We start from the raw sequence: 20,535 nt of genomic DNA on the forward strand, positions 1-20,535 counted from the left end.
ATTTAACAGGGAGTACTGTTATGCCGAATATCATCTCTTCTACACAGCTAGAACAAGAAACAATTCAACGAGTTTCTAAACGGATCGTTCCTTTTCTAATTATTCTATTCATTATGGCTTTTTTAGATCGCACTAATATTGGTTTTGCGGCGTTGCATATGAATGACGCGATTGGAATTACACAAACAATCTTTGGTTTAGGTGCAGGTGTATTTTTCTTAGGATACTTCATTGCAGAAGTTCCGAGTAATATTTTACTGCATAGGTTTGGCGCTCGAATTTGGATCGCCAGAATTATGATTACTTGGGGCATCATTGCTGCCATGATGGGATTTATTAATAGTGGAACCCAATTTATTGTTTTAAGATTCTTACTTGGTATTGCCGAAGCAGGTTTTTTCCCAGGTGTCATTTTTTATCTAACGTTATGGTTTCCAACGCAATATCGAGCCCGTGTTTTTGCCGGTTTTTATTTAGGCCTACCCATTGCACAAATCATTGGCGCACCAATTTCGGTGGGATTAATGCAATGGGGCAATACTTTAGGTTTAGATGGCTGGCGCTTAATGTATATTTTAGAAGGTATTCCCTCTATTATATTGGGGATTGTATGCTTAAAATATTTAACAAATACTCCACAAGAGGCTCATTGGTTAAGCCAAGAACAAAAAACATGGTTAATTGACACATTAGAAAAGGAAGAAAAAGAAAAAAGTACATCTAATGCACAGCTTTCTAAAGGTGAGATGATTAAACAAGTTTTTCGCAATCCCTTAGTTTGGATTATGGCATTGGCATATTTTGGTATTACCTCTGGTTCTAATGCCATGTTCTTTTTCTTACCGAGCGTATTGGAGTCTTTTCGCAATACCTTTGGTTTACAGATCAGTCTCATTCAAAATGGGTTGCTTACCGCCATCCCCTACGCTTTTGCTGCTGTTGGTATGATTATGTGGAGTCGCCGTTCTGATAAGAAACAAGAACGCTATCATCATGGTGCTTGTGCAGCAATTATGGCGGCTTCTGCGATTGCTATAGCACTGCTGATTAACGAACCTTGGGCGATTGTAATCGGTTTTATGTTTCTTGCAATTGGCGTTTTCAGTGCGATTAATATTTTCTGGACGATCCCAGGTCAAACATTGACAGGTGTTGGTGCTGCTGCTGGGATCGGGCTGATTAATTCAGTTGGCAATTTAAGTGGATTTACAGGCCCATATTTAACAGGGTACTTATACACTGCAACAGGCACCTACAGCGTTCCTTTCTTTATTATTGCAGGTTTTGTTGCAATGGGTGGTTTATCTTTAATTCTGTTGGGGCGTTTAAATAAAGCAACAACAACTAAAGCCCAGCTTGTAGCCCAAGCTCATTTAGGAACAAAATAATGGCAAAAATCGGGTTTATCGGAACAGGTATTATGGGAATGCCTATGGCATTAAATCTAATTAAAGCTGGACATTCGCTCAATGTTTGGAATAGAAGTACACAAAAGCTGAAAATATTGGCAGATGCAGGAGCAACAATTTGCCCGGATCTTACAGAGATTGGGATAGATAGTGACATACTAATTTGTATGCTCAATGATGGTCCTACTTGTGATGAAATCTTATTTAGCAAAAATGGTGCTGTAAGCCAATTAAAAGCAGGCAGCACTGTAATTGTAATGAGTTCTATTCCTGTACAAACTGCACAAGCTCAAGCTAAAAAATGCCATTCACTTGGCCTACATTATTTAGATGCACCTGTTTCTGGGGGAGAAAAAGGTGCACAGCAGGCAACTCTTGCGATTATGGCAGGTGGCGAAACTGAACATTTTGAACAGGTCAAAGATATTTTAAAAGCAATGGGTAGACCAACTTTAGTTGGAGCTGCAGGTTGTGGTGAGTTGGCAAAATTGGTTAATCAATTGATTGTTGCCACCACAATAGCAACCATCAGTGAAGGCCTATTATTGGCACAACAAGGGGGTGCCGACCCACGTAAAGTGAAAGAAGCATTGACAGGTGGGTTTGCTGACTCGAATATTCTTCAACAGCATGGGGAAAGGATTTTAAACAATCAGTTTACGCCAGGTGGTCCAGCAAAATGGCAACTCAAAGACACCCGTACGGCTCTTGATTATGCCGAAACAGTCAATTTACAACTTCCCGTTGCACGGATTGTAGATCAGTTGTTTGCAGATATGGTGGATGCTGGCGATGGAGAGCTTGATCACGCAGGATTAATTCGCCAATTAAAGCGCATAAATCATTTAAAGATCTAAAAGCAATAAAATTCAATGCGTGCCAATCTAGGACATGCATTGAATTTTCAAGTTGGAGCAATTTGCAGATTAATACTAAGCTAGCTTAACATGCGATAATTTCTCACTAGGCTACACAAATATCAAACATCACCAAAATGTAAAATTGTAACGACTTTAAAAATCAAAAAAAATGCTCTGTTGCAAATTACATGAACACTTAGCTTATGAATACATTCGCCTGAAACATTCATCTTCCTGTTTTGAGTAAATCAATGTTCAATCCAAGCCTATTATTTAGTTGATGATTTTAATAAATCATATGCAATTTTGGTATCTTCCAACTGTACTAATGAAGCATGTCGAGCAGATAACGGATCTTTATTTTCTATAGCAGTTAAAATTGCTTTATGACGTGGTAATGAGTAACTTTGCAAATTAGGTCTTAAACTTGTGACTTTTATAGATTGTTGTAATGGAATAATAAGCATTTTTGACATATATACTAATAGATCATTATGCGTAGCTTTTGCTATAGCTAAATGAAAATTTATATCCGGTTGAATAAATTCTTCAATATTTTTGGCTTTTTGCATACCATCATATGCATCGTACATTGCCAAAATGTCATCTTCGGTTGCTGTGCTAGCTGCAATAAATGCCAATTCTGGTTCAAGCACCCTTCTTACAGTAGAAAGTGTTTTGAAAAACTCATTTTCAGGTGTGCTTTGCATCATCCAGAATAAAACATCTGGATCTAATAAATGCCAATCTAGTTTATTTCGAACAACCGTCCCAATACGAGGTTTCGAATAAGTTAAACCTTTCGCATTTAATACTCGAATGGCTTCACGAAAAACTGGCCGACTGACTTGAAACTCATCACACAAGTCAATTTCATTAGGAAGTTTTTCATGTACAGCAATTTCGCCTGAAACAATTTTAAGCCCCAAATATTGTACAATATGGGCATGCTGGCTTTTACTCGGTTTCGGCGTTTTATAATTTGCTGCAGTCATTCGTTCTTTAGTGTCTATCTTAGTGGACAATATATAGTAGAGATACACTTATTCAAGCACAAGTATATCCCTTATAACTTTCAACTTATCAATGAGAATGGCGTGGTACCTCAGCTTTACGACAACCAACCAAAAAGTCAAAATCACAACCTTCATCAGCTTGCAAAACATGATTTACGTATAATTGACGATAACCACCAATAAAAGAAGGTGCTTCAGCAGGTGCTAGATTGTTAAAACGAGCTTGAATATCAGCATCACTCACATCTAGATGTAATATACCTGCGTAAGCATCTAATTCAATATAATCATTATTTTGTACAATTGCGAGAGGACCACCGGCCATGGCTTCAGGAGCAACATGTAAAACGACTGTCCCATAGGCCGTGCCACTCATACGAGCATCTGAAATTCGCACCATGTCAGTAATGCCTTTGGCCAAAATTTTTGGTGGTAAGCCCATGTTACCAACTTCAGCCATACCAGGATACCCTTTCGGACCTGCATTTTTCATCACAAGAATACACGTTTCATCAACATCTAAATTTGGATCAGCGATCCGTGCTTTATAATCATCGAAGTTTTCAAAAACCACCGCCCGCCCACGATGCTTCATTAGGTGCGCACTTGCTGCAGATGGTTTAAGTACCGCGCCTTTTGGAGCGAGGTTACCACGTAAAATACACATACCACCATCTTCACGAAGTGGATTATCAATAGTACGTATTACTTCATCATTGTAAATTGGTGATTCATGGCAGTTCTCCCAAATGGTTTGTCCATTGGCAGTAAGTGCATTCGGGTGTGGCAATAAATTAGATTCTCCCATACGGCGAATAACAGCTGGCAAGCCACCGCTATAGTAAAACTCTTCCATTAAAAACCGACCTGATGGTTGTAAATCTACAATGGTTGGTGTACCACGACCAACACGATTCCAATCATCTAATTCCAGATCAACACCAATTCGCCCTGCAATCGCCTTTAAATGAATGACTGCATTGGTTGACCCACCAATCGCTGCATTGACCTTAATGGCATTTTCAAACGCTTCTTTGGTCAAAATTTTAGATAAAGTTAAGTCTTCCTTCACCATATCAACAATACGCATACCAGATAGATGAGCCAAGACATAGCGCCGAGAATCAACTGCTGGAATGGCTGCGTTATGTGGTAAAGAAGTACCTAATGCCTCTGCCATACATGCCATGGTTGATGCTGTACCCATAGTATTACAAGTACCTGCCGAGCGCGACATACCTGCTTCAGCAGATAAAAATTCATTTAAATCAATTTTCCCTGCTTTGAGTTCTTCATGCATTTGCCAAACAATTGTACCAGCACCAATATCTTTTCCTTTATGTTTACCATTTAACATTGGACCACCTGTTACGACAATCGCAGGAATATCACAACTTGCTGCTCCCATTAGTAATGCAGGTGTAGTTTTATCACAACCAGTTAGCAGTACAACGCCATCAATTGGGTTGCCACGGATTGCCTCTTCAACATCCATACTTGCTAAATTTCGAGTAAACATAGCTGTTGGGCGTAAGTTTGATTCACCATTTGAAAAAACTGGAAATTCGACAGGATATCCTCCCGCTTCAAAAATACCTTTTTTAACATGTTCAGCAATTTTACGAAAATGTGCATTACAAGGTGTCAGTTCGGACCAGGTGTTACAAATCCCAATAATTGGGCGACCATCAAATTCATGATCTGGGATACCTTGATTTTTCATCCAACTGCGGTACATAAAACCATTTTTATCAGTTGTACCAAACCAGGCACTAGAACGTAGTTTATGTTTTTGTGTCATCCTTAACTTCCCTATATAGTATTACTATTGTTATTTATAAAATAAAGATACAACATAAAAATAATTTTTAAAAGCATTTGTGTTTTAAATAGTAATACTATATTTTTATTAAGTACAAATAATAAGCATCAAAGGACATTGTAAGAAAAAGACAACACATCGTTATAGCAAGGCATGAAGCCTTAGTTCACAAAACAAGGAGTCAAAGATGGATTTTGAAAAAAATGTAATACGGACCGTCACCTTAAAATTGATACCCGCATTAATTATTCTTTATTTAGTTGCCTATATTGACCGTGCAGCAGTGGGTTTTGCTCATTTGCATATGGGTGCTGATGTTGGCATTGGAGATGCAGCGTACGGTCTTGGTGCAGGCATTTTCTTTATTGGTTATTTTATTTTTGAAGTACCGAGTAATTTGCTGTTAGATAAATTTGGTCCACGGAGATGGTTTGCACGCATATTGTTATCATGGGGCTTAGTCACCATGGCAATGGCATTAATTCAAGGGCCGAATAGTTTTTATTTATTACGCTTCTTATTGGGTGTTGCTGAAGCAGGATTTTTCCCTGGTGTTTTGTATTTAATTACACAATGGTTTCCAGTACGACATCGTGGCAAAGTCATGGGCATGTTTGTACTTGCACAACCCATTGCGATGATGGTTGCAGGACCGTTATCTGGTGCATTATTAGGCATGGATGGCCTCTCAGGGCTACACGGTTGGCAATGGCTGTTTATTATTGTCGGTTTGCCTGCTGTAATTTTATCTGTTCCAACGCTATTGTTTTTGCCAGACCGTGTTGATGCAGTGAAATGGTTATCTGGAGAGCAAAAAATATGGCTAAAACAGGAATTACACAAAGATGAATCTGAATATCAACAAACACGACATGCGAATCCCTTACATGCTTTAAAAGATAAGCGAGTATTACTTTTATCTCTTTATTATTTACCGGCCGTACTTAGTATTTATGGCTTAAATTTATGGATGCCAATCATTATGAAGCAATTTGCAGGTGGGAGTGATCTGCAGATTGGTTTTTTGGCAGGCATTCCTTATTTCTTTGCAATTCTTGGTTTATTAATTATACCTAGAAGTTCAGACCGCACCAATGATCGTTTTGGTCATTTGACTGTTTTACACGGTGTAGGGGCAGTCAGTATATTTCTGAGTGCATGGTTAGCATCACCAGTTTTACAGTTGATGGCATTATCTACAGTTGCACTCTGTTTATTTTCCACAGTTGCTGTTTTTTGGACTCTTCCAGGGCGTTTTTTAACAGGTGTTGGTGCCGCAGCCGGTATTGCACTGATTAATTCTGTAGGCAACTTAGGTGGATATTTAGGGCCATTCGTGATTGGTATTTTAAAACAGAAGACGGGATCGGTGGCATCGGGATTATACTTTTTGAGTATTGTGATGCTTATTGGTCTGATTTTAACCTACTTAGTTTATCTAAAATTAGAGAAAAACCGTCAAACAACTTAAACCAAATAGATGAAATGACTTAAAAGGAATTGTTAAAATGAATATTATTCAATTTGAAGATCAGCAACAGCAACGCCATGTGGGTGTAGTGAAACAGAATGAAATACATTGTGTTAATCAAGTAAAAACCATACGTGAATTAGCTTTATTAGCAATTCGTAATCAGACGACCTTAGAAGAGCAAGTTGAGCGATTAGGGCTTAGCCAATCTGATGAAAATTACGAAAATTTGTTAAAAAACAAGCAGGTTTTAGCACCACTTGACCATCCTGATTCTGCACACTGTTTGGTTTCTGGTACAGGGTTAACGCATCTTGGTTCTGCTTCTACTCGAGATAAAATGCACCAAGAAAACCTAAACAATGCAGCATCAGTAACAGATACTATGCGTATATTCCAATGGGGTTTAGAGGGAGGTAAGCCGGAACAAGGAACAACGGGGGTACAACCTGAATGGTTCTATAAAGGTGATGGCTCAATCGTAGTACGTCCTGGCGAAGATTTTTCTTTACCTAATTTTGCTGAAGATGGTGGAGAAGAACCAGAAATTGTGGGTTTATATGTGATTGGTGATGACCGCAAACCGTATCGTATTGGATTTGCATTGGGAAATGAATATTCAGATCATGTGATGGAACGTCGTAACTACCTATATTTGGCACATTCAAAACTACGTTCATGTAGTTTCGGTCCAGAATTACGTACAGGCGAACTTCCTACACATTTGCTCGGTATGAGTCGGATTCGTCGTGGTGACCGTGTTATTTGGGAAAAGGAGTTTTTATCTGGTGAAGATAATATGTGTCATAGTATTGCCAATCTAGAATATCATCATTTTAAATATGCACAATTCTTACAACCAGGCGATGTGCATATTCATTATTTTGGTACAGCAACTCTATCGTTCGCGGAGCAGATTCAGGCTCAAGTTGGGGATCAATTTGAAATTGAAATGCCTGAATTTGGTCATCCATTAAAAAATTCCTTCTCAAAAGCAGAGCCAGAACTTGCAATTGGTTCAGTCATTACTTTATAGAGATATCAACGATGAAGATTGGGTATAGTTTGATTGCAAGCAAGGTAAGTATGAAAGTGATCAAATACTAAAAAGTTTGAATGCAACGACAAAAAGAATGACCTTCTTCTTTCTATTAAGCAAGCGAGAATAAAGTAAATCTTGAATGTGGACTTGCTGATGAAGCACTCAAGATTTTTAAATATAATTCACCTTAGCAGCGAGCTGAGTGATTAGAAAAGGTGTCCTATAACTCCCCGTCATGGTTGATGCGGGAGTTTTTTTCTCGTTTGAAAAGTTTAATCTTTTTTTATGACTTGATGATACAAACCATTCATCTGTTTAAATATTAAACCAGACTCAACTCTATCTAAAAATTTATCTATAGATAGATACAAGCAATCTTCCCCTAATTAAAACTAAAACTTCAATTTTTTGTTGATGATAAAACACCCTAAAAGATAAATAGTAATCATTATCCCTATTATTCTTAAAATCATATATAGTGTTTGTGCTTTTTTAACAGCTAACTGTGATTGCAACAGTTATTAATTGAATGAGATATCAACAATGAAAATAAAGCTTGGGGTCAACCAATATCCGCAATTTCGCTTTACACCTGTGCTAAAAATTGGCTTTTTGCTGTCAGTACAGATTTTGTTTTGTCATAACGTTTATGCAGAAAATCAGAACATATCCAATGAACAAACGTTAGACACCATTAAAGTTAAAGCATCTGCAACGACAGTGCATCCGCTAGAAAAACAGGTAGACAATGGCGCACTGGGTTCAAAACGCATACTCGACACGCCCTTTTCGGTAACCGTAGTTGGTAGTGAAGATATTGAAAAACGCGGCGCGAAATCGATTGCTCAAATTCTTGTCAATGAACCCTCTTTTTATTCCCCGACCGCCGCCAATGCAACCGATTGGTGGGGTGCAAGTATTCGTGGTTTAGCCGTCAGAAACTATTTTATGGATGACTATCCCATTTTGGGTTATTGGGGCGGTGATTTACCCATTGAAGCGGCAGATAATGTGACCGTTTTGAAAGGCTTAACTGGATTTATGTACGGGTTTGGTTCGCCAGGTGGTGCGATTCGCTATCAAACTAGACGCCCAACCGAACAACCAAAAACATCGGTGAGTTTGGACTATCGGCCATCAAGCTTGTTCTCTGTCATGCTAGATACCAGTAATACCTTTAAGCCCGCTGACCTAAAATATCGCTTTATGTTCGCAACAGATCAAGGCACAGCGTACAACAGCAGCCAGACCAATCGCTTTGTAACTTCATTGGCATTAGAAAAACAGTTCAATGATGCCCTGATTTGGGATGCAAATGTAATCTATGAAAAGAATAGATTATCTAAAGAACCGTTTACTTTTATGCTCGATTCAAATTATAGCGGCACGCATCTTCCAAGCGTTCATTATGATTATGATGACGTCAATGTCGATAATTCCTATTACCGAACAAATACGTTAATTGCATCAACAGGATTAAATTGGCAAATTAATGATCTTTGGAAAGCAAAATATCAATTTGGTTACACCGAAAAAAACCATGAATCGAATAAGTCTTTTGCAAGCTTAAACAATGTGGCGGGTGACTATAATTTATACATGTACAATTTTGCTCAACATTTAGAAAGTTTTACCAATCAAGCCATGCTGTTTGGGCAGATCAACACAGGCATCATTCAACATGATTTAGTTTTTGGTGTCGGGCATCTCAAAAATGTAACGACAGCAGGCAATAACAGTTATTGGCAAGTCAATGCTACTGGTAATTTATATCAACCGCAAACTTTTTTAGTTTCACGCACTCCAGATTTTTCACTTAAAGCTTATAGTACAGTCATTAATCAAGACTATGGTTTCTTAAGTGATACCCTGCATTTTTCACCGCGTTGGCAAGCAATTTTAGGTGCAAGATATACACATTACGACCAAGAAGCCAATGTTGCCAACACCAAAGGCTATAGCACCAATGCTTTAACGCCAACCTTTGCGCTGCTGTATAAACCAACCGATGATATGACCGCTTATGCTAGCTATGTTGAATCCTTAGAAGCAGGTTCAGTGGTTGGTGCGACCTATATTAATGCGGGCGACACGCTCGATGCGACCATTAGCAAACAGTACGAACTCGGTTTGAAATATGCCTTAGATAACATTAGTTTAAGTAGTGCAATATTTCGTATTGAACGATCTAGCAACGTGGCCAAAAAACAAGGCAATGGTGTTTATCTGAGTCAAGATGGGTTAGACATCTACCAAGGCTTAGAATTCAACACGCAAGTGCAAGCCACTGACCAATTCAATTGGGGCTTTGGTCTGGTTTATTTAGATGCGTTTAAAGACCAACTGAGTACAGCCAATGCGGCTTTAGCAGGCAAAACCCCAACGGGCGTTCCACAATGGACACTAACCACCCGAGGCGAATATCAAATTCCACAAATTGCTGGACTGAGCTTACATGCAGATGCGCGCTATAATGGTATGCGCTATTTTGATGATGAAAATACCTTTAAAGTTTCAGCTTATACCACTGTAAATGCAGGTCTTTCTTATCAATTTAAACTTGCCAAGCATAACGCAGTGTTAAACGCCAATATTAACAATCTATTTAATAAAAAATATTGGGCGGCAGGAAATTACGGTTATTTCACGCTAGGTGAAGCTCGAAACGCAGCATTATCGCTAAAAATGGATTGGTAATTACACATAAAAAATACAAGACTTACTTTGGCTTATTGTTTTACTGAACAATAAGCCAAATTTAATTGAACATTGATACAATTTTTTCATCTCTATGCAGTGATTAGCACATCCATTCTGCTTTTTTAAGCAATATTCATCTGCAGAAATTGAACTCTAAGCATAAATGTATACAATTGCCCTATCGTAATCAGGTGTCATAATCATGCAAGAACTGTGGACCGCAGTAGATGAATATATCGAATCACATTTAATCCCTCACGATTCAAAGCTAGATCAGGCGGCGCAAAACACAGTCAGCCACGGATTCTCAAATCATCTTGCTGTTGCACCCAACCAAGGCATGTTTCTACAAATGCTGATTCAAATGAACCGTTGTAAACGTGTTTTAGAATTGGGAACATTTGCAGCATATAGCACTATTTGGCTTGCACGCGCCTTACCCGAAGATGGTTATTTGCTCACTATTGAAAACCGCGACACACATGCCAAAATGGCACAATACAATATAGACCAAGCAGCACTGACACCAGAAGTTGAACTCAAAGTTGGACGTGCAGCTGATATTTTAAATAATTTAGATGCAAATACGCCTGCATTTGACTTTATTTTTATCGATGCAGATAAAGCAAGCTACCCTGAATATTTAGAATTAAGTTTAAAGCATTCGCGTTCTGGAACCGTCATTGTATTAGATAACGTGATTCGCGCTGGGGATATCATTAATCCAGACAATCATAAACCAAGCATTGAAGGCTTGCGCCAAACCTTTGCTGCACTCAAAAATCATCCAAAATTGCTGTCTTGTACTGCTTTACAGACCATTGGTTCTAAAGGTCACGATGGTTTTGCCATCGCAATTGTAAAATAAGAACAAAAAACAATCTATCGTAAATTATATTTTAAATACAATGCCTTATAATGTCTGTCCATAATTTTATCCACAGATAATGAGGATAAATATGGACAGATTTTTTCAAAATCTATTTGACCACAATTAAAGGCACATTTAAGTCCCTAAAAATAGTTGTGGTAATGCTGCCTAAGAAAAATTGGTGAATTTTACTGTGACTAAATGCACCCAGTAATAATAACTGAATACCATGCTCACGCTGATAATCCATAATATTTTCTGCAACATCGCCATAACGAGTTTCCGCCACCACATTAATATTGGAATTTTCTAAAAATGCTTTTGGCTCTTCTAGCATGTCTGGATGATCGCCCACATACAACAAATGACACTGCAACAGACGCAATAAATCGGTTTGTGGAATACGGTTCAACATTTTTAGGCATGTTGGCGAATATTCATAGGCAAAAATGAAGCGTGTTGGCGCTTTAAAATGGTCACCAACGGTCATAACGGTACATTTAGCACCGCGAATAAAGTTCTCAACATTACTGCCAATGACTTTATTTTTTCCAGCTGCACGCTCGCCAACGCGGCCGATTATGGCAAAGTCATCTTCTCTGAGCACATTAAAGCTTTGTTCTAAAAAGTCGCCTTTTTCTTGAATAATGGTGGTATCTAAGCCGTATTGTTCTTTAATCATGTGTGAAATATGTTGCAATAAATTATTGCTGTAATTCACCGCAAGTTCACTTTGTTTTTGTTCTAACTCGGCAAGCTCTTTTAATAGCATGGCATTACTTTCAAAGCCAATCACACCACTAATTTCGCCTAAATGATAACTTGCCGGATAATAATCTAAGATTTGCAATAAAACCAATTCTCGATGGGTTTCTTTTGCAACCCATGCCGCAGCCGCAGCAATTGCATTAATGCATGGAGATGAGTCAATACAGGCGATCACACGTTTCATTTTAGCCTCTCTTTTGGTTGCGCTAAAAAACGCTTTTGGTCTAGTTATTAACCCTAACTTAGCACAGTTCAATGGAAGCGAAAACGATTTTATGTTGATAATTTTGAATAAAATGCGCGATTTTTCACTCGCGCCAGCGGATAAATTGCGCAGGATTTCCAGCCATGACAGCCCGATCATCAATATTTTTAGTGACCATACTATTCATGCCCACAATGGCATGTGCGCCAACTTTCACTCCATCTTTAATGCCAACATGGGCGCCTAACCAAACGTCACGACCAACATAAATCCCTTGTGAACGTACCGCTTGCTGATAAATGGGTTGCTCTAATGCCATTCCATGATCAAAAGCATATAAATGACTATAAGCGGCTATCCGCACTTGGTCTTCAAGCACAATGCCTGCACGTCCACCATCCAAAATACAATGATGATTAATCGCCACCTCATTGCCAATGGTCAGCGGCCCATGCAAAGTACAATCTGCGGCAATAAAGCAGTTATCGCCAATAGTAATTTTGCGTCCGCGTTCAGCAAAAATATGCGCCAATGGCGAAATAAAACAGTTCTTGCCAATTTCAACGGTTTCCATGTCCATTAAATAGGCTTGATATTCCTGTTGCCATTGCTCTGCCCATGCACGGTGTTTCGGTTTGAGCGTCCAATACAGCCATGGCATGTAATTCAAGCGCTGTTTGTGCTGTTCTCGGTATTTAAGTAATGGATCGTGCTCAGTCATGTGTATCATCACATTTTAAGCTTTCGCGGCCGCGAGTCACGTCTTGAATTTTTTGCGAGAGTGCCGCAATTTGATGCACTTGCAACTGTGCTATAACATACACACCTTCGGCAGTATATTCTTCTTGATACTGTATTTGCTGTTGTTGTAATTCGTATTGCAAAATTGCCCATTCATTGAATAAACAGGAAAATTCGACTTGTTTTTTTTCAATCAGTTCAATTTTTTCAGCCAACAATAAACATTGACCTGCGGTGCCACCATAGGCTCGTACCAAACCACCGGTTCCAAGCTTTATACCACCATACCATCGGTTTACTAAAACCAAAACATTGGTTAAATCATTACCTTCTATGGTGGCTAAAATAGGACGACCTGCGGTGCCTGATGGTTCGCCGTCATCATTAAATCGAACGTGATGCCCAATTTTCCATGCCCAACATTGATGCGTCGTACTAATATCTTTATAACTTTCTAAAAAATCACGCACCTCTTGCTCATTTTCTACAGGCACAGCAAAAGCCTGAAAACGACTCTTTTTAATGTCTTGTTCAAATTCAACCAAGCTTGCAAGGGTAAATGGCATAGATCACATCGATAAAACATATTGATAGAATTCATGGCATAGATAAACATTTATTCACTATCATCTATGCCACAACAAATCGCTAAGCGGTTATTCCGGTGCGGTTAATTCCGTCATCGGCCAACGTGGGGTTGTGGTCACCGCCAAACCATCGCACGCGCCAGCTTTTAAGCGTTGGTAACCTGCAAAGGCAATCATGGCGCCGTTATCGGTACACAGCGCAGGTTCGGCATAAAAAACTTCGGCTTTTATTTTTGCCAACTTGTGTTCTAAGCTTTCACGTAAGCGTAAATTTGCACTAACGCCACCTGCAATCACCAAACGTTTTAAGCCAGTTTGCTTTAACGCTTTGACTGATTTTTTCACTAACGTGTCAACAATGGCTTCTTGGAAAGATGCAGCAATATCGGCATCGCGGTTTTCGCCATTTAATTTTTTCAATTGCACTGAAACTGCGGTTTTTAAACCACTAAAGGAAAAATCTAGTCCTTGATGCAGCATCGGACGTGGAAATTCAAACGCATTCATATCACCTTGTAAGGCAAGTTTGGCAATATTTGGCCCACCTGGATATGGCAAGCCCATCATTTTAGCAACTTTATCAAAGGCTTCGCCTGCCGCATCATCAATCGACTCGCCTAATAATTCGTATTGTCCAATGCCGTAAGCTGCCATCAATTGGGTATGCCCACCCGACACCAACAACGCCACAAAAGGAAATTCAGGGGGTGTTTTAGACAACAAAGGCGCAAGCATGTGCCCTTCCATATGGTGAACACCAATAGCAGGTTTGTTTAAAGCAAATGCCAAAGTACGGCCAAATAATGCGCCGGTCATGAGCGCTCCCATTAAACCCGGCCCGCGTGTATAGGCAATGGCATCAATTTGTTGCTTCGTTACACCACTATGTTGTAACAATTCATTGATTAAAGGAATGAGTTTACGTACATGGTCACGAGATGCCAATTCAGGCACAACGCCGCCATATTCGGCATGTAATTGGATCTGGCTATATAAAACTTGCCCCAAAATACCTTGCTCACTGTCATAAAGTGCAAGTCCAGTTTCATCACAAGAGGTTTCTAAGCCTAAAACAATCATTAAAATGCCTATTTTTCTATCCAAATTACAGCGATTGCTATTATAGACTTGTGATATGAGATGTAAATGAGTAAAATAGCGAGCTTCACTTGTCAGCTAGTGCATGGTGCATTGGCTGTTATCCATAAATATTTGAGGATTCTTCATGCCACAAGTTAAATTGAAAGAAGGCGAACCAGTAGACGTAGCTATCCGTCGTTTCAAGCGTTCATGCGAAAAAGCGGGTGTTTTAGCTGACGTTCGTAAACGTGAATTCTATGAGAAACCAACTCAAGAACGTAAACGTAAAAAAGCTGCTGCAGTTAAGCGTTATCAAAAGAAATTGACTCGCGAATCTGTACGTACTACTCGCCTTTACTAAGATTAATTTGTGATTGAAGCTTGCATGACTATGAATACATTAAAAAACCAAATTACTGACGCATTAAAAACAGCAATGCGCGCCAAAGAAATGGCAACAGTGACGGTCATTCGTAGTTTACAAGCGGCAATTAAGCAAATTGAAATTGACGACCGTATTGAGCTTGAAGAACCTCAAGTTCTTGCGGTTGTTGAAAAACAAATTAAACAACGTAAAGAATCGGTTAAAGCCTTTCAAGGTGCTAACCGAGAAGATTTAGCTAGTAAAGAGCAAGCCGAAATCGAGATTTTATCTCAATTTCTACCAGAAGCTATGACTGAGGAAGCGCTTGATTCTCTCATTGAGCAGACAATTACTGCTCAAGGTGCAACTAGCATGAAAGATATGGGTAAGGTGATGAATTCTCTACGTCCGATCATAGCCGGGCGTGCCGATCCTGCACAAGTTTCTGCTAAAATTAAAGCTAAACTGGCTTAAATTTAACGCAATCTCTTCGCACTTAATCAATATGATATAAGCGCTCTTGCTGCATTTGCTTTAAACGCGCATCTACCGTAGCCAATAAAGATGGATTGTCTTTCGATAAACGCTGTGCGTGTAATAGCGACTTAATTCCATCTTCTTCTAAACCCGACCAAAATTGTGTTTCAGCACGATATCTCAACACATTAATTTGCTTAATCAATGACGCTGGATTTTCATTTTCCGCACGCATCATTAAATCCCAACCCGCAACGTCTCGCGGATTATCCTGCAAAATTTTCTTCACCACTTGCTGTGCCAATACAGTATTTTTTTGGCGAATTAAAACTTCTGCATATTTATAGCTTAATGCGCGATTCTCGGGCATTAATACCTGTTGCGCTGCAATCACCTGCTTTGCATGGTCAAATTGTTGTTGATTCATCAAAATATCGGTTTTCAACAAAACTGCCAAAACATTATTTTTACTTGCATTGGAAACTCCATCTAACACCTGTTGCGCCTTTTTAAAATCACCTTGCTGTACATATAATGCCGTCAGCGCCAACTTTGCCGATTGATTATTTTGAGCCACTAGCGTCAGCAACTGATTTTCTGTGACTTTATTGGTAATCACACCAGTATACCAGCGAATAAGGTCGTACTGCCGATGATCCAAATTCAATTTTACCGGCGGTAATTGACTGGCACGTAACCGCGCCTCACTCATACGCTGAGTGGTTAAAGGGTGTGTAAGCCAAAATTCAGGCATAAAACTGACCTGAGATGAACTGCGTTGCATGCGTTCAAAAAAATCAGCCATACTGGCAGGATTATAGCCTGCAGCAGTCATATATTGCATTCCAATCCGGTCGGCTTCTCGCTCTTGGTCGCGGCTATAACTTAATTGGTGATCAATTAATGCCGCTTGCGTGCCAAGCATAATCGCAGAACCCGCATTGCCATCGCTTTTACTGGCAATTGCAGCCCCCACCAAAATACCAGCCAAAGCCAATAACCCTTGTCCCTTAAAAGCTTCTTGCGATCGGCTATAATGTTTTTGTGTTACGTGTGCAATTTCATGCCCAATAACACTTGCAACTTCATCACTATTTTGTGCCAATAAAATCAGTCCAGTATTGATGGCAAAAACACCGCCCGGAACAGCAAATGCATTAACTTGTGGATCATTGATAATAAGTAAGCCGATAGGCTGTGGCAAATTTGTTTGCACCCAAATTTTAGTAAAAATTTCATTAAGTTGATCTTGCAACCAAATATCTTGAATGAGTGGCAGATGCTGATGAATTTCCCGATAAACTTTTTCACCCAAATAACGCTCATTTTGCTGATCTAGCAACCCCGTGCCCGAACCAATTTCAGGGACTAAATTTGCCTCAGGGATATATCTCGGTGTGAGCATCACCGATTGTGCCGCACAGACTTGACTTGCCCAACCTAATAACAACATACCCAAATATCTGTTCAAGTCATATATCCTTTATCAAAGCAGTTTCGCTTCATTTCTCTGTAAATTTTGGATTTACCAAATAAGAAGGATAAGCGCCTTCTAAAGCTTGTGTGAGATTTTTATAGGCTAACTCTGCCATTTTTTGACGTGTTTCGAGTGTTGCCGAACCCACATGTGGCAAAGTAACAACGTTATTTAAGCTAAATAATTCAGAGCTTTGCAATGGTTCTGTTGCATAAACATCTAAACCCGCCGCAAAAATTTTGTTTTGTTTCAAGGCTTGAATTAAAGCATGCTCATCAACCACCGCACCACGAGAAATATTAACCAATACCGCATGTTTCTGCATGAATGCCAATTGTTTTTCACCAATTAACGTACGAGATTCAGCATTTAAATTGACTGCAATCACCACAAAATCTGAACGTTTTAACAACGACTCTAAGTCACAATATTCTGCATTGAGGGCTTGCGCGATTTCTATTTTTTCATGGCGCGCGTGATACAACACATTCATATTAAAGCCATAAAAACCTCGGCGGGCAATTGCTGTGCCAATATGGCCTAAACCAATAACCCCTAAAGTTTTACCAAAAACATCTTGCCCGAACAAGGTGCTCGGCAATGTTTTGGTCCACTGCCCAGCTTTTGTCCAAGCATCTAACTCAGGTACGCGCCGCGCTGCACTCATTAGCAAGCTAAAGGCAAGATCTGCCGTGGTTTCAGTTAAAACGTGTGGCGTATGGCTCAGCCAGATTTTTTGTTGGTTTAAATAAGCCACATCGTAATTGTCATAACCCACACTGATGCTAGAAATAATTTTAAGTTTTTGGGCTGACGCTAGATTATCTTGATTTAAAACACGACCAGAGCCAATCATGCCATCGGCATCCACTACGGCCTCTCTAATTTGCTGATTGATATTGCCAAGTTTTGGGTTTAAGCACACTACCTGGTATTTTTGTTTTAATTTTTCAAGTATTTGATTGGGGATTTGACTAAAAACAACGACTTTTTGCTGCATATGATCCTCTTTATTTTAAAAGCAAACTCACCTTCTCCCATAACTCACGTTTTTTTAAAGGTTGCGCTAACATTTCATCTAAACTTGGCAAAATCTGCGTTGATACATCCGCTATAGAAAACGGTAACTTACCAAGACTAAGTATAGGTTTTTCATGCGCAATCACATCTAAAAAACCTTTCACATAATCGCTGAGCGCATGGGGTTCTTGTAAATCCAATAAAGGAAAAGGCCACTGCAACTCTGCCACTTGCAAATTTAAGCTAGTTTTTATATTACGCCACAACTGCTGTGTGCTTTGTGCTAATTGTTGTTGCTCTGTTATCAGAATAAATTTCTCAGACACTAATACGTGCAAATGAAATTCAACAGGTGCTAAAATTTCAGCCACTTTGGTTTCAGGTAACGGCTCGACAGGCTGCACTACGGGCGCAGTATTTTGTACGGGTCGAGGATTTATACGCTCAGATATTTTAGCTTTTGGCTGAATAACCGGTTCAATTTGGGCTTCCAACGCTTGAGCCATGATTGCTTGATTCGGTTCTTCAGTCGTTTGGTCTCGCCAAATGGTTTTAGGCACAATCGAACACACAACCGCCTGACGTGGAGCCCAAAGCTCGACACCCATGCTGCGCAGAAGCTGTTGTTGATGTTCAATCATATTTATATCAAGCTTATTTAAGGATGGCTAGTTTAGGGAATTTTTAATTTAAAGGATAGCACTACTGCCCAATTGCTACACAATCATAATGCTATTTTTTTTCAGAATATGATCTACAATTTCATCGGTATTAAAACCCAGTCGCCAATATAAAAGTTGTAGCATATCTAGCTCGTCTTGTGTAATTACACGATCATTCCACAGACACTGTTCGGCAATGCCCAAAATCTTTAAACGGTCGCGTAAAAGTAAGCCAGACAAATCTTGTAAAATTTCACCCAAATCTATCGGTTCATCAGAAATATCTTGATATTGCTCAAGATTTTCCGTTTTAAGTAATTGAGTCAGCATTTTTTCTCTGGCTTCAAGCTGATGGCTGCTGTTAATTTGCTGCACATGCAACAACGCATCCATTAAGCGAATTACCTCAGGCAATACTTCATCATAGGCGGCAGGCATTCGCTCTGGCAATAAATCCAGTTGATATTTCACCCGTTCTAGCAACAACCCATCTAACAGTCCAATTTCACCATCGGCTTGCACAATATACGCCAATTTGGTTAAAAACTGTCGCGCAAAACTGGCTGGCATGGTTTGAATGTTATCACAAGCATCATAAAAAATTTGTACGTGCTGGCGACCATCAATACTCAACAATGCATCAATTAGCGCTTGACTGACTGGCGCATCCTTTGGGATGTATTCGCGATATTGCCGAATCATTAAAATTGCCACCAAAACTTCTCTGGAACCTGTTGCAGTTTGCAGAGCGCGATTAATTTGCTCTGGTCGAACCATATTGGCGCGAATGCTCGGATTTAAAGGCTTAATGGCATCTTTCATTGAAAAACTAATTGGTGATAAGCGCAACAGCGGTAGCGGTTGCGGTGCAGACCAAACCAAATGAATTTCTGGCGTGTTTTCATCGTCAAACGGTGTAAATAAGCTTGACCACGGTTGGCTGCGTAATTTTTTTAAGTTTTCTAATTGTAAATCTTCCAACAAGCTTGGATTCAATTCGTAAATTCGGCGCTCAATACTTGGGTGAATGTTCAGCCAACTTTGGGGACTTAATGAATTGGCGAAGCACATATGTGCCACAGATTCAGAATATGGACTATGAATTTGCGACCCTGCATGATGCACATAAATCCTTAATAAAGTTTGGATATTGGCTTCGCTATCAATCATTTGGCTGGTTAAATCGTCATTTTTAAACGTTCGCCCAGACAAGGTGATAAATTTAATTAGGCGAGAAATAAATAAGCCCATGCTTCCCATAAGCCAAATAATGCCGCCTAATGCGACTAAAATGGTTTCAAATTTGTTTTGTTTTTTTTGATGATACGGCTTAAACCCTAAGCGAGCAACATTACTACCGAGCTGATTAAAGGTTGTCAGACTACTAAATAAAATTTTTAACCGTGTATTTTGCTGAGTTTCACCACTTAAAATTTGATAAAACGCATAACTAAACAATCCATATAACTCAAGTTCATCTAAATTTTGTAGCGCGCCCCAAGTAATAATAATCACGGTATCACTTGCTTGAACACCTGCGGTCAAGGCATTAACCCCAACCTCATCGGGCAATACATACAAGCTCGGTGTTTTTACATTAAATTGCTGCGCGAATCGCTCAATAATTTTAATTGCAGCAATTTCTTCGGGTGTGCTTTCTAAGGCATTGACATAGCGCGCATGTAATTGCTTTGCCAACGAATGCCCACCTTCACGAAAAACATAAACTTCGTAAAGCACAGAACCCGTCATAATACCTAAAATGACGAGCAGAACAATCGGGCTAAAGCTGTACCAAAAAACCGATTGTTCTGGTTCCAAATAATGTACAAACAAGCCAAAAGAGAAGTTCAATACAATAAGGGTGATCAAGATTGCAACCAAACAAATGGCTGTTGGCCAAAACAGATTTTTTTGATGATGTGAAAAAAATGTATTTGCTGCCAATTTTAAACCACCTCAT

The 20,535-nt window shown here is 39.4% G+C and carries 18 protein-coding genes; 8 read left to right on the plus strand and 10 right to left on the minus strand.

Translation table 11 applies throughout. From position 1 onward, the window contains the following. Positions 1–20: 20 nt before the first annotated feature. Both I2F62_RS00170 and I2F62_RS00175 read left to right on the plus strand, forming a co-directional pair. Positions 21–1,388 (plus strand): MFS transporter, encoded by a 1,368-nt coding sequence (locus I2F62_RS00170; protein ID WP_324625009.1) that lies wholly within the window; start codon positions 21–23, stop codon positions 1,386–1,388. Then, positions 1,388–2,266 (plus strand): NAD(P)-dependent oxidoreductase, encoded by an 879-nt coding sequence (locus I2F62_RS00175; protein WP_324625010.1) that lies wholly within the window; start codon positions 1,388–1,390, stop codon positions 2,264–2,266. The genes I2F62_RS00170 and I2F62_RS00175 overlap by 1 nt, the downstream gene beginning before the upstream one ends. Positions 2,267–2,538: 272 nt before the next feature. Here the strand turns inward: I2F62_RS00175 and I2F62_RS00180 are convergent, their stop codons facing one another. Together I2F62_RS00180 and I2F62_RS00185 are read right to left on the minus strand one after the other, a co-directional pair. Beyond that, on the minus strand, positions 2,539–3,264 hold the full coding sequence (locus tag I2F62_RS00180) for a FadR/GntR family transcriptional regulator (RefSeq protein ID WP_324625011.1): 726 nt from the start codon (positions 3,262–3,264) through the stop codon (positions 2,539–2,541). A gap of 88 nt (positions 3,265–3,352) precedes the next feature. Further along, positions 3,353–5,086 (minus strand): IlvD/Edd family dehydratase, encoded by a 1,734-nt coding sequence (locus I2F62_RS00185; protein ID WP_324625012.1) that lies wholly within the window; start codon positions 5,084–5,086, stop codon positions 3,353–3,355. A 208-nt stretch (positions 5,087–5,294) separates the two neighbouring features. On the opposite strand from I2F62_RS00185, the gene I2F62_RS00190 reads away from it, so the two are divergent. From I2F62_RS00190 to I2F62_RS00205, 4 genes are all read left to right on the plus strand, one after another. Continuing rightward, positions 5,295–6,578 (plus strand): MFS transporter, encoded by a 1,284-nt coding sequence (locus I2F62_RS00190; protein ID WP_324625013.1) that lies wholly within the window; start codon positions 5,295–5,297, stop codon positions 6,576–6,578. A gap of 37 nt (positions 6,579–6,615) precedes the next feature. Then, the gene (araD1, locus tag I2F62_RS00195; RefSeq protein WP_324625014.1) at positions 6,616–7,614 is read left to right on the plus strand and encodes an AraD1 family protein; all 999 of its coding nucleotides are present in this window, start codon (positions 6,616–6,618) and stop codon (positions 7,612–7,614) included. A 549-nt stretch (positions 7,615–8,163) separates the two neighbouring features. Continuing rightward, on the plus strand, positions 8,164–10,317 hold the full coding sequence (locus I2F62_RS00200) for a TonB-dependent siderophore receptor (protein ID WP_324625015.1): 2,154 nt from the start codon (positions 8,164–8,166) through the stop codon (positions 10,315–10,317). A 205-nt stretch (positions 10,318–10,522) separates the two neighbouring features. Further along, entirely contained in the window at positions 10,523–11,188 is a 666-nt protein-coding gene (locus tag I2F62_RS00205; RefSeq protein WP_324625016.1) for an O-methyltransferase, read from the plus strand. Between the two features lie 112 nt (positions 11,189–11,300). Here the strand turns inward: I2F62_RS00205 and I2F62_RS00210 are convergent, their stop codons facing one another. The 4 genes from I2F62_RS00210 to tsaD form a co-directional block, all read right to left on the minus strand. Then, positions 11,301–12,143 (minus strand): universal stress protein, encoded by an 843-nt coding sequence (locus tag I2F62_RS00210; protein WP_324625017.1) that lies wholly within the window; start codon positions 12,141–12,143, stop codon positions 11,301–11,303. A gap of 124 nt (positions 12,144–12,267) precedes the next feature. Next, the gene (locus I2F62_RS00215) at positions 12,268–12,885 is read right to left on the minus strand and encodes an acyltransferase (protein WP_324625018.1); all 618 of its coding nucleotides are present in this window, start codon (positions 12,883–12,885) and stop codon (positions 12,268–12,270) included. Next, positions 12,878–13,471 carry a YigZ family protein gene (locus I2F62_RS00220; protein ID WP_324625019.1) on the minus strand — a complete coding sequence of 198 codons (594 nt, stop codon included), beginning with the start codon at positions 13,469–13,471 and terminating at the stop codon, positions 12,878–12,880. The genes I2F62_RS00215 and I2F62_RS00220 overlap by 8 nt, the downstream gene beginning before the upstream one ends. 90 nt (positions 13,472–13,561) lie before the next feature. Then, entirely contained in the window at positions 13,562–14,572 is a 1,011-nt protein-coding gene (gene tsaD, locus I2F62_RS00225; RefSeq protein ID WP_324625020.1) for a tRNA (adenosine(37)-N6)-threonylcarbamoyltransferase complex transferase subunit TsaD, read from the minus strand. Positions 14,573–14,717: 145 nt separating this feature from the next. Between tsaD and rpsU the strand changes: the two genes are divergently transcribed. Beyond that, entirely contained in the window at positions 14,718–14,933 is a 216-nt protein-coding gene (rpsU, locus tag I2F62_RS00230) for a 30S ribosomal protein S21 (protein WP_004652785.1), read from the plus strand. 30 nt (positions 14,934–14,963) lie between these two features. Beyond that, complete coding sequence (locus tag I2F62_RS00235) at positions 14,964–15,410, plus strand: GatB/YqeY domain-containing protein (protein ID WP_324625021.1); 447 nt, start codon at positions 14,964–14,966, stop codon at positions 15,408–15,410. A 22-nt stretch (positions 15,411–15,432) separates the two neighbouring features. On the opposite strand, the gene I2F62_RS00240 is transcribed toward I2F62_RS00235, so the two are convergent. The 4 genes from I2F62_RS00240 to I2F62_RS00255 all read right to left on the minus strand — a co-directional run bounded on the left by I2F62_RS00240 (position 15,433) and on the right by I2F62_RS00255 (position 20,519). Beyond that, positions 15,433–16,818: a M48 family metalloprotease gene (locus I2F62_RS00240; protein WP_324625218.1), complete on the minus strand. Its 1,386-nt coding sequence runs from the start codon at positions 16,816–16,818 to the stop codon at positions 15,433–15,435. 97 nt (positions 16,819–16,915) lie between these two features. After that, complete coding sequence (locus tag I2F62_RS00245) at positions 16,916–17,890, minus strand: D-glycerate dehydrogenase (protein ID WP_324625022.1); 975 nt, start codon at positions 17,888–17,890, stop codon at positions 16,916–16,918. Between the two features lie 10 nt (positions 17,891–17,900). Continuing rightward, positions 17,901–18,551, minus strand: a complete 651-nt coding sequence (locus tag I2F62_RS00250) for a hypothetical protein (protein ID WP_324625023.1) — start codon at positions 18,549–18,551, stop codon at positions 17,901–17,903. Between the two features lie 75 nt (positions 18,552–18,626). Continuing rightward, positions 18,627–20,519, minus strand: a complete 1,893-nt coding sequence (locus I2F62_RS00255) for a peptidase M48 (protein ID WP_324625024.1) — start codon at positions 20,517–20,519, stop codon at positions 18,627–18,629. Positions 20,520–20,535: the final 16 nt, after the last annotated feature.

Source organism: Acinetobacter sp. MD2(2019), assembly GCF_035615615.1.
Taxonomy (GTDB): Bacteria; Pseudomonadota; Gammaproteobacteria; order Pseudomonadales; family Moraxellaceae; genus Acinetobacter.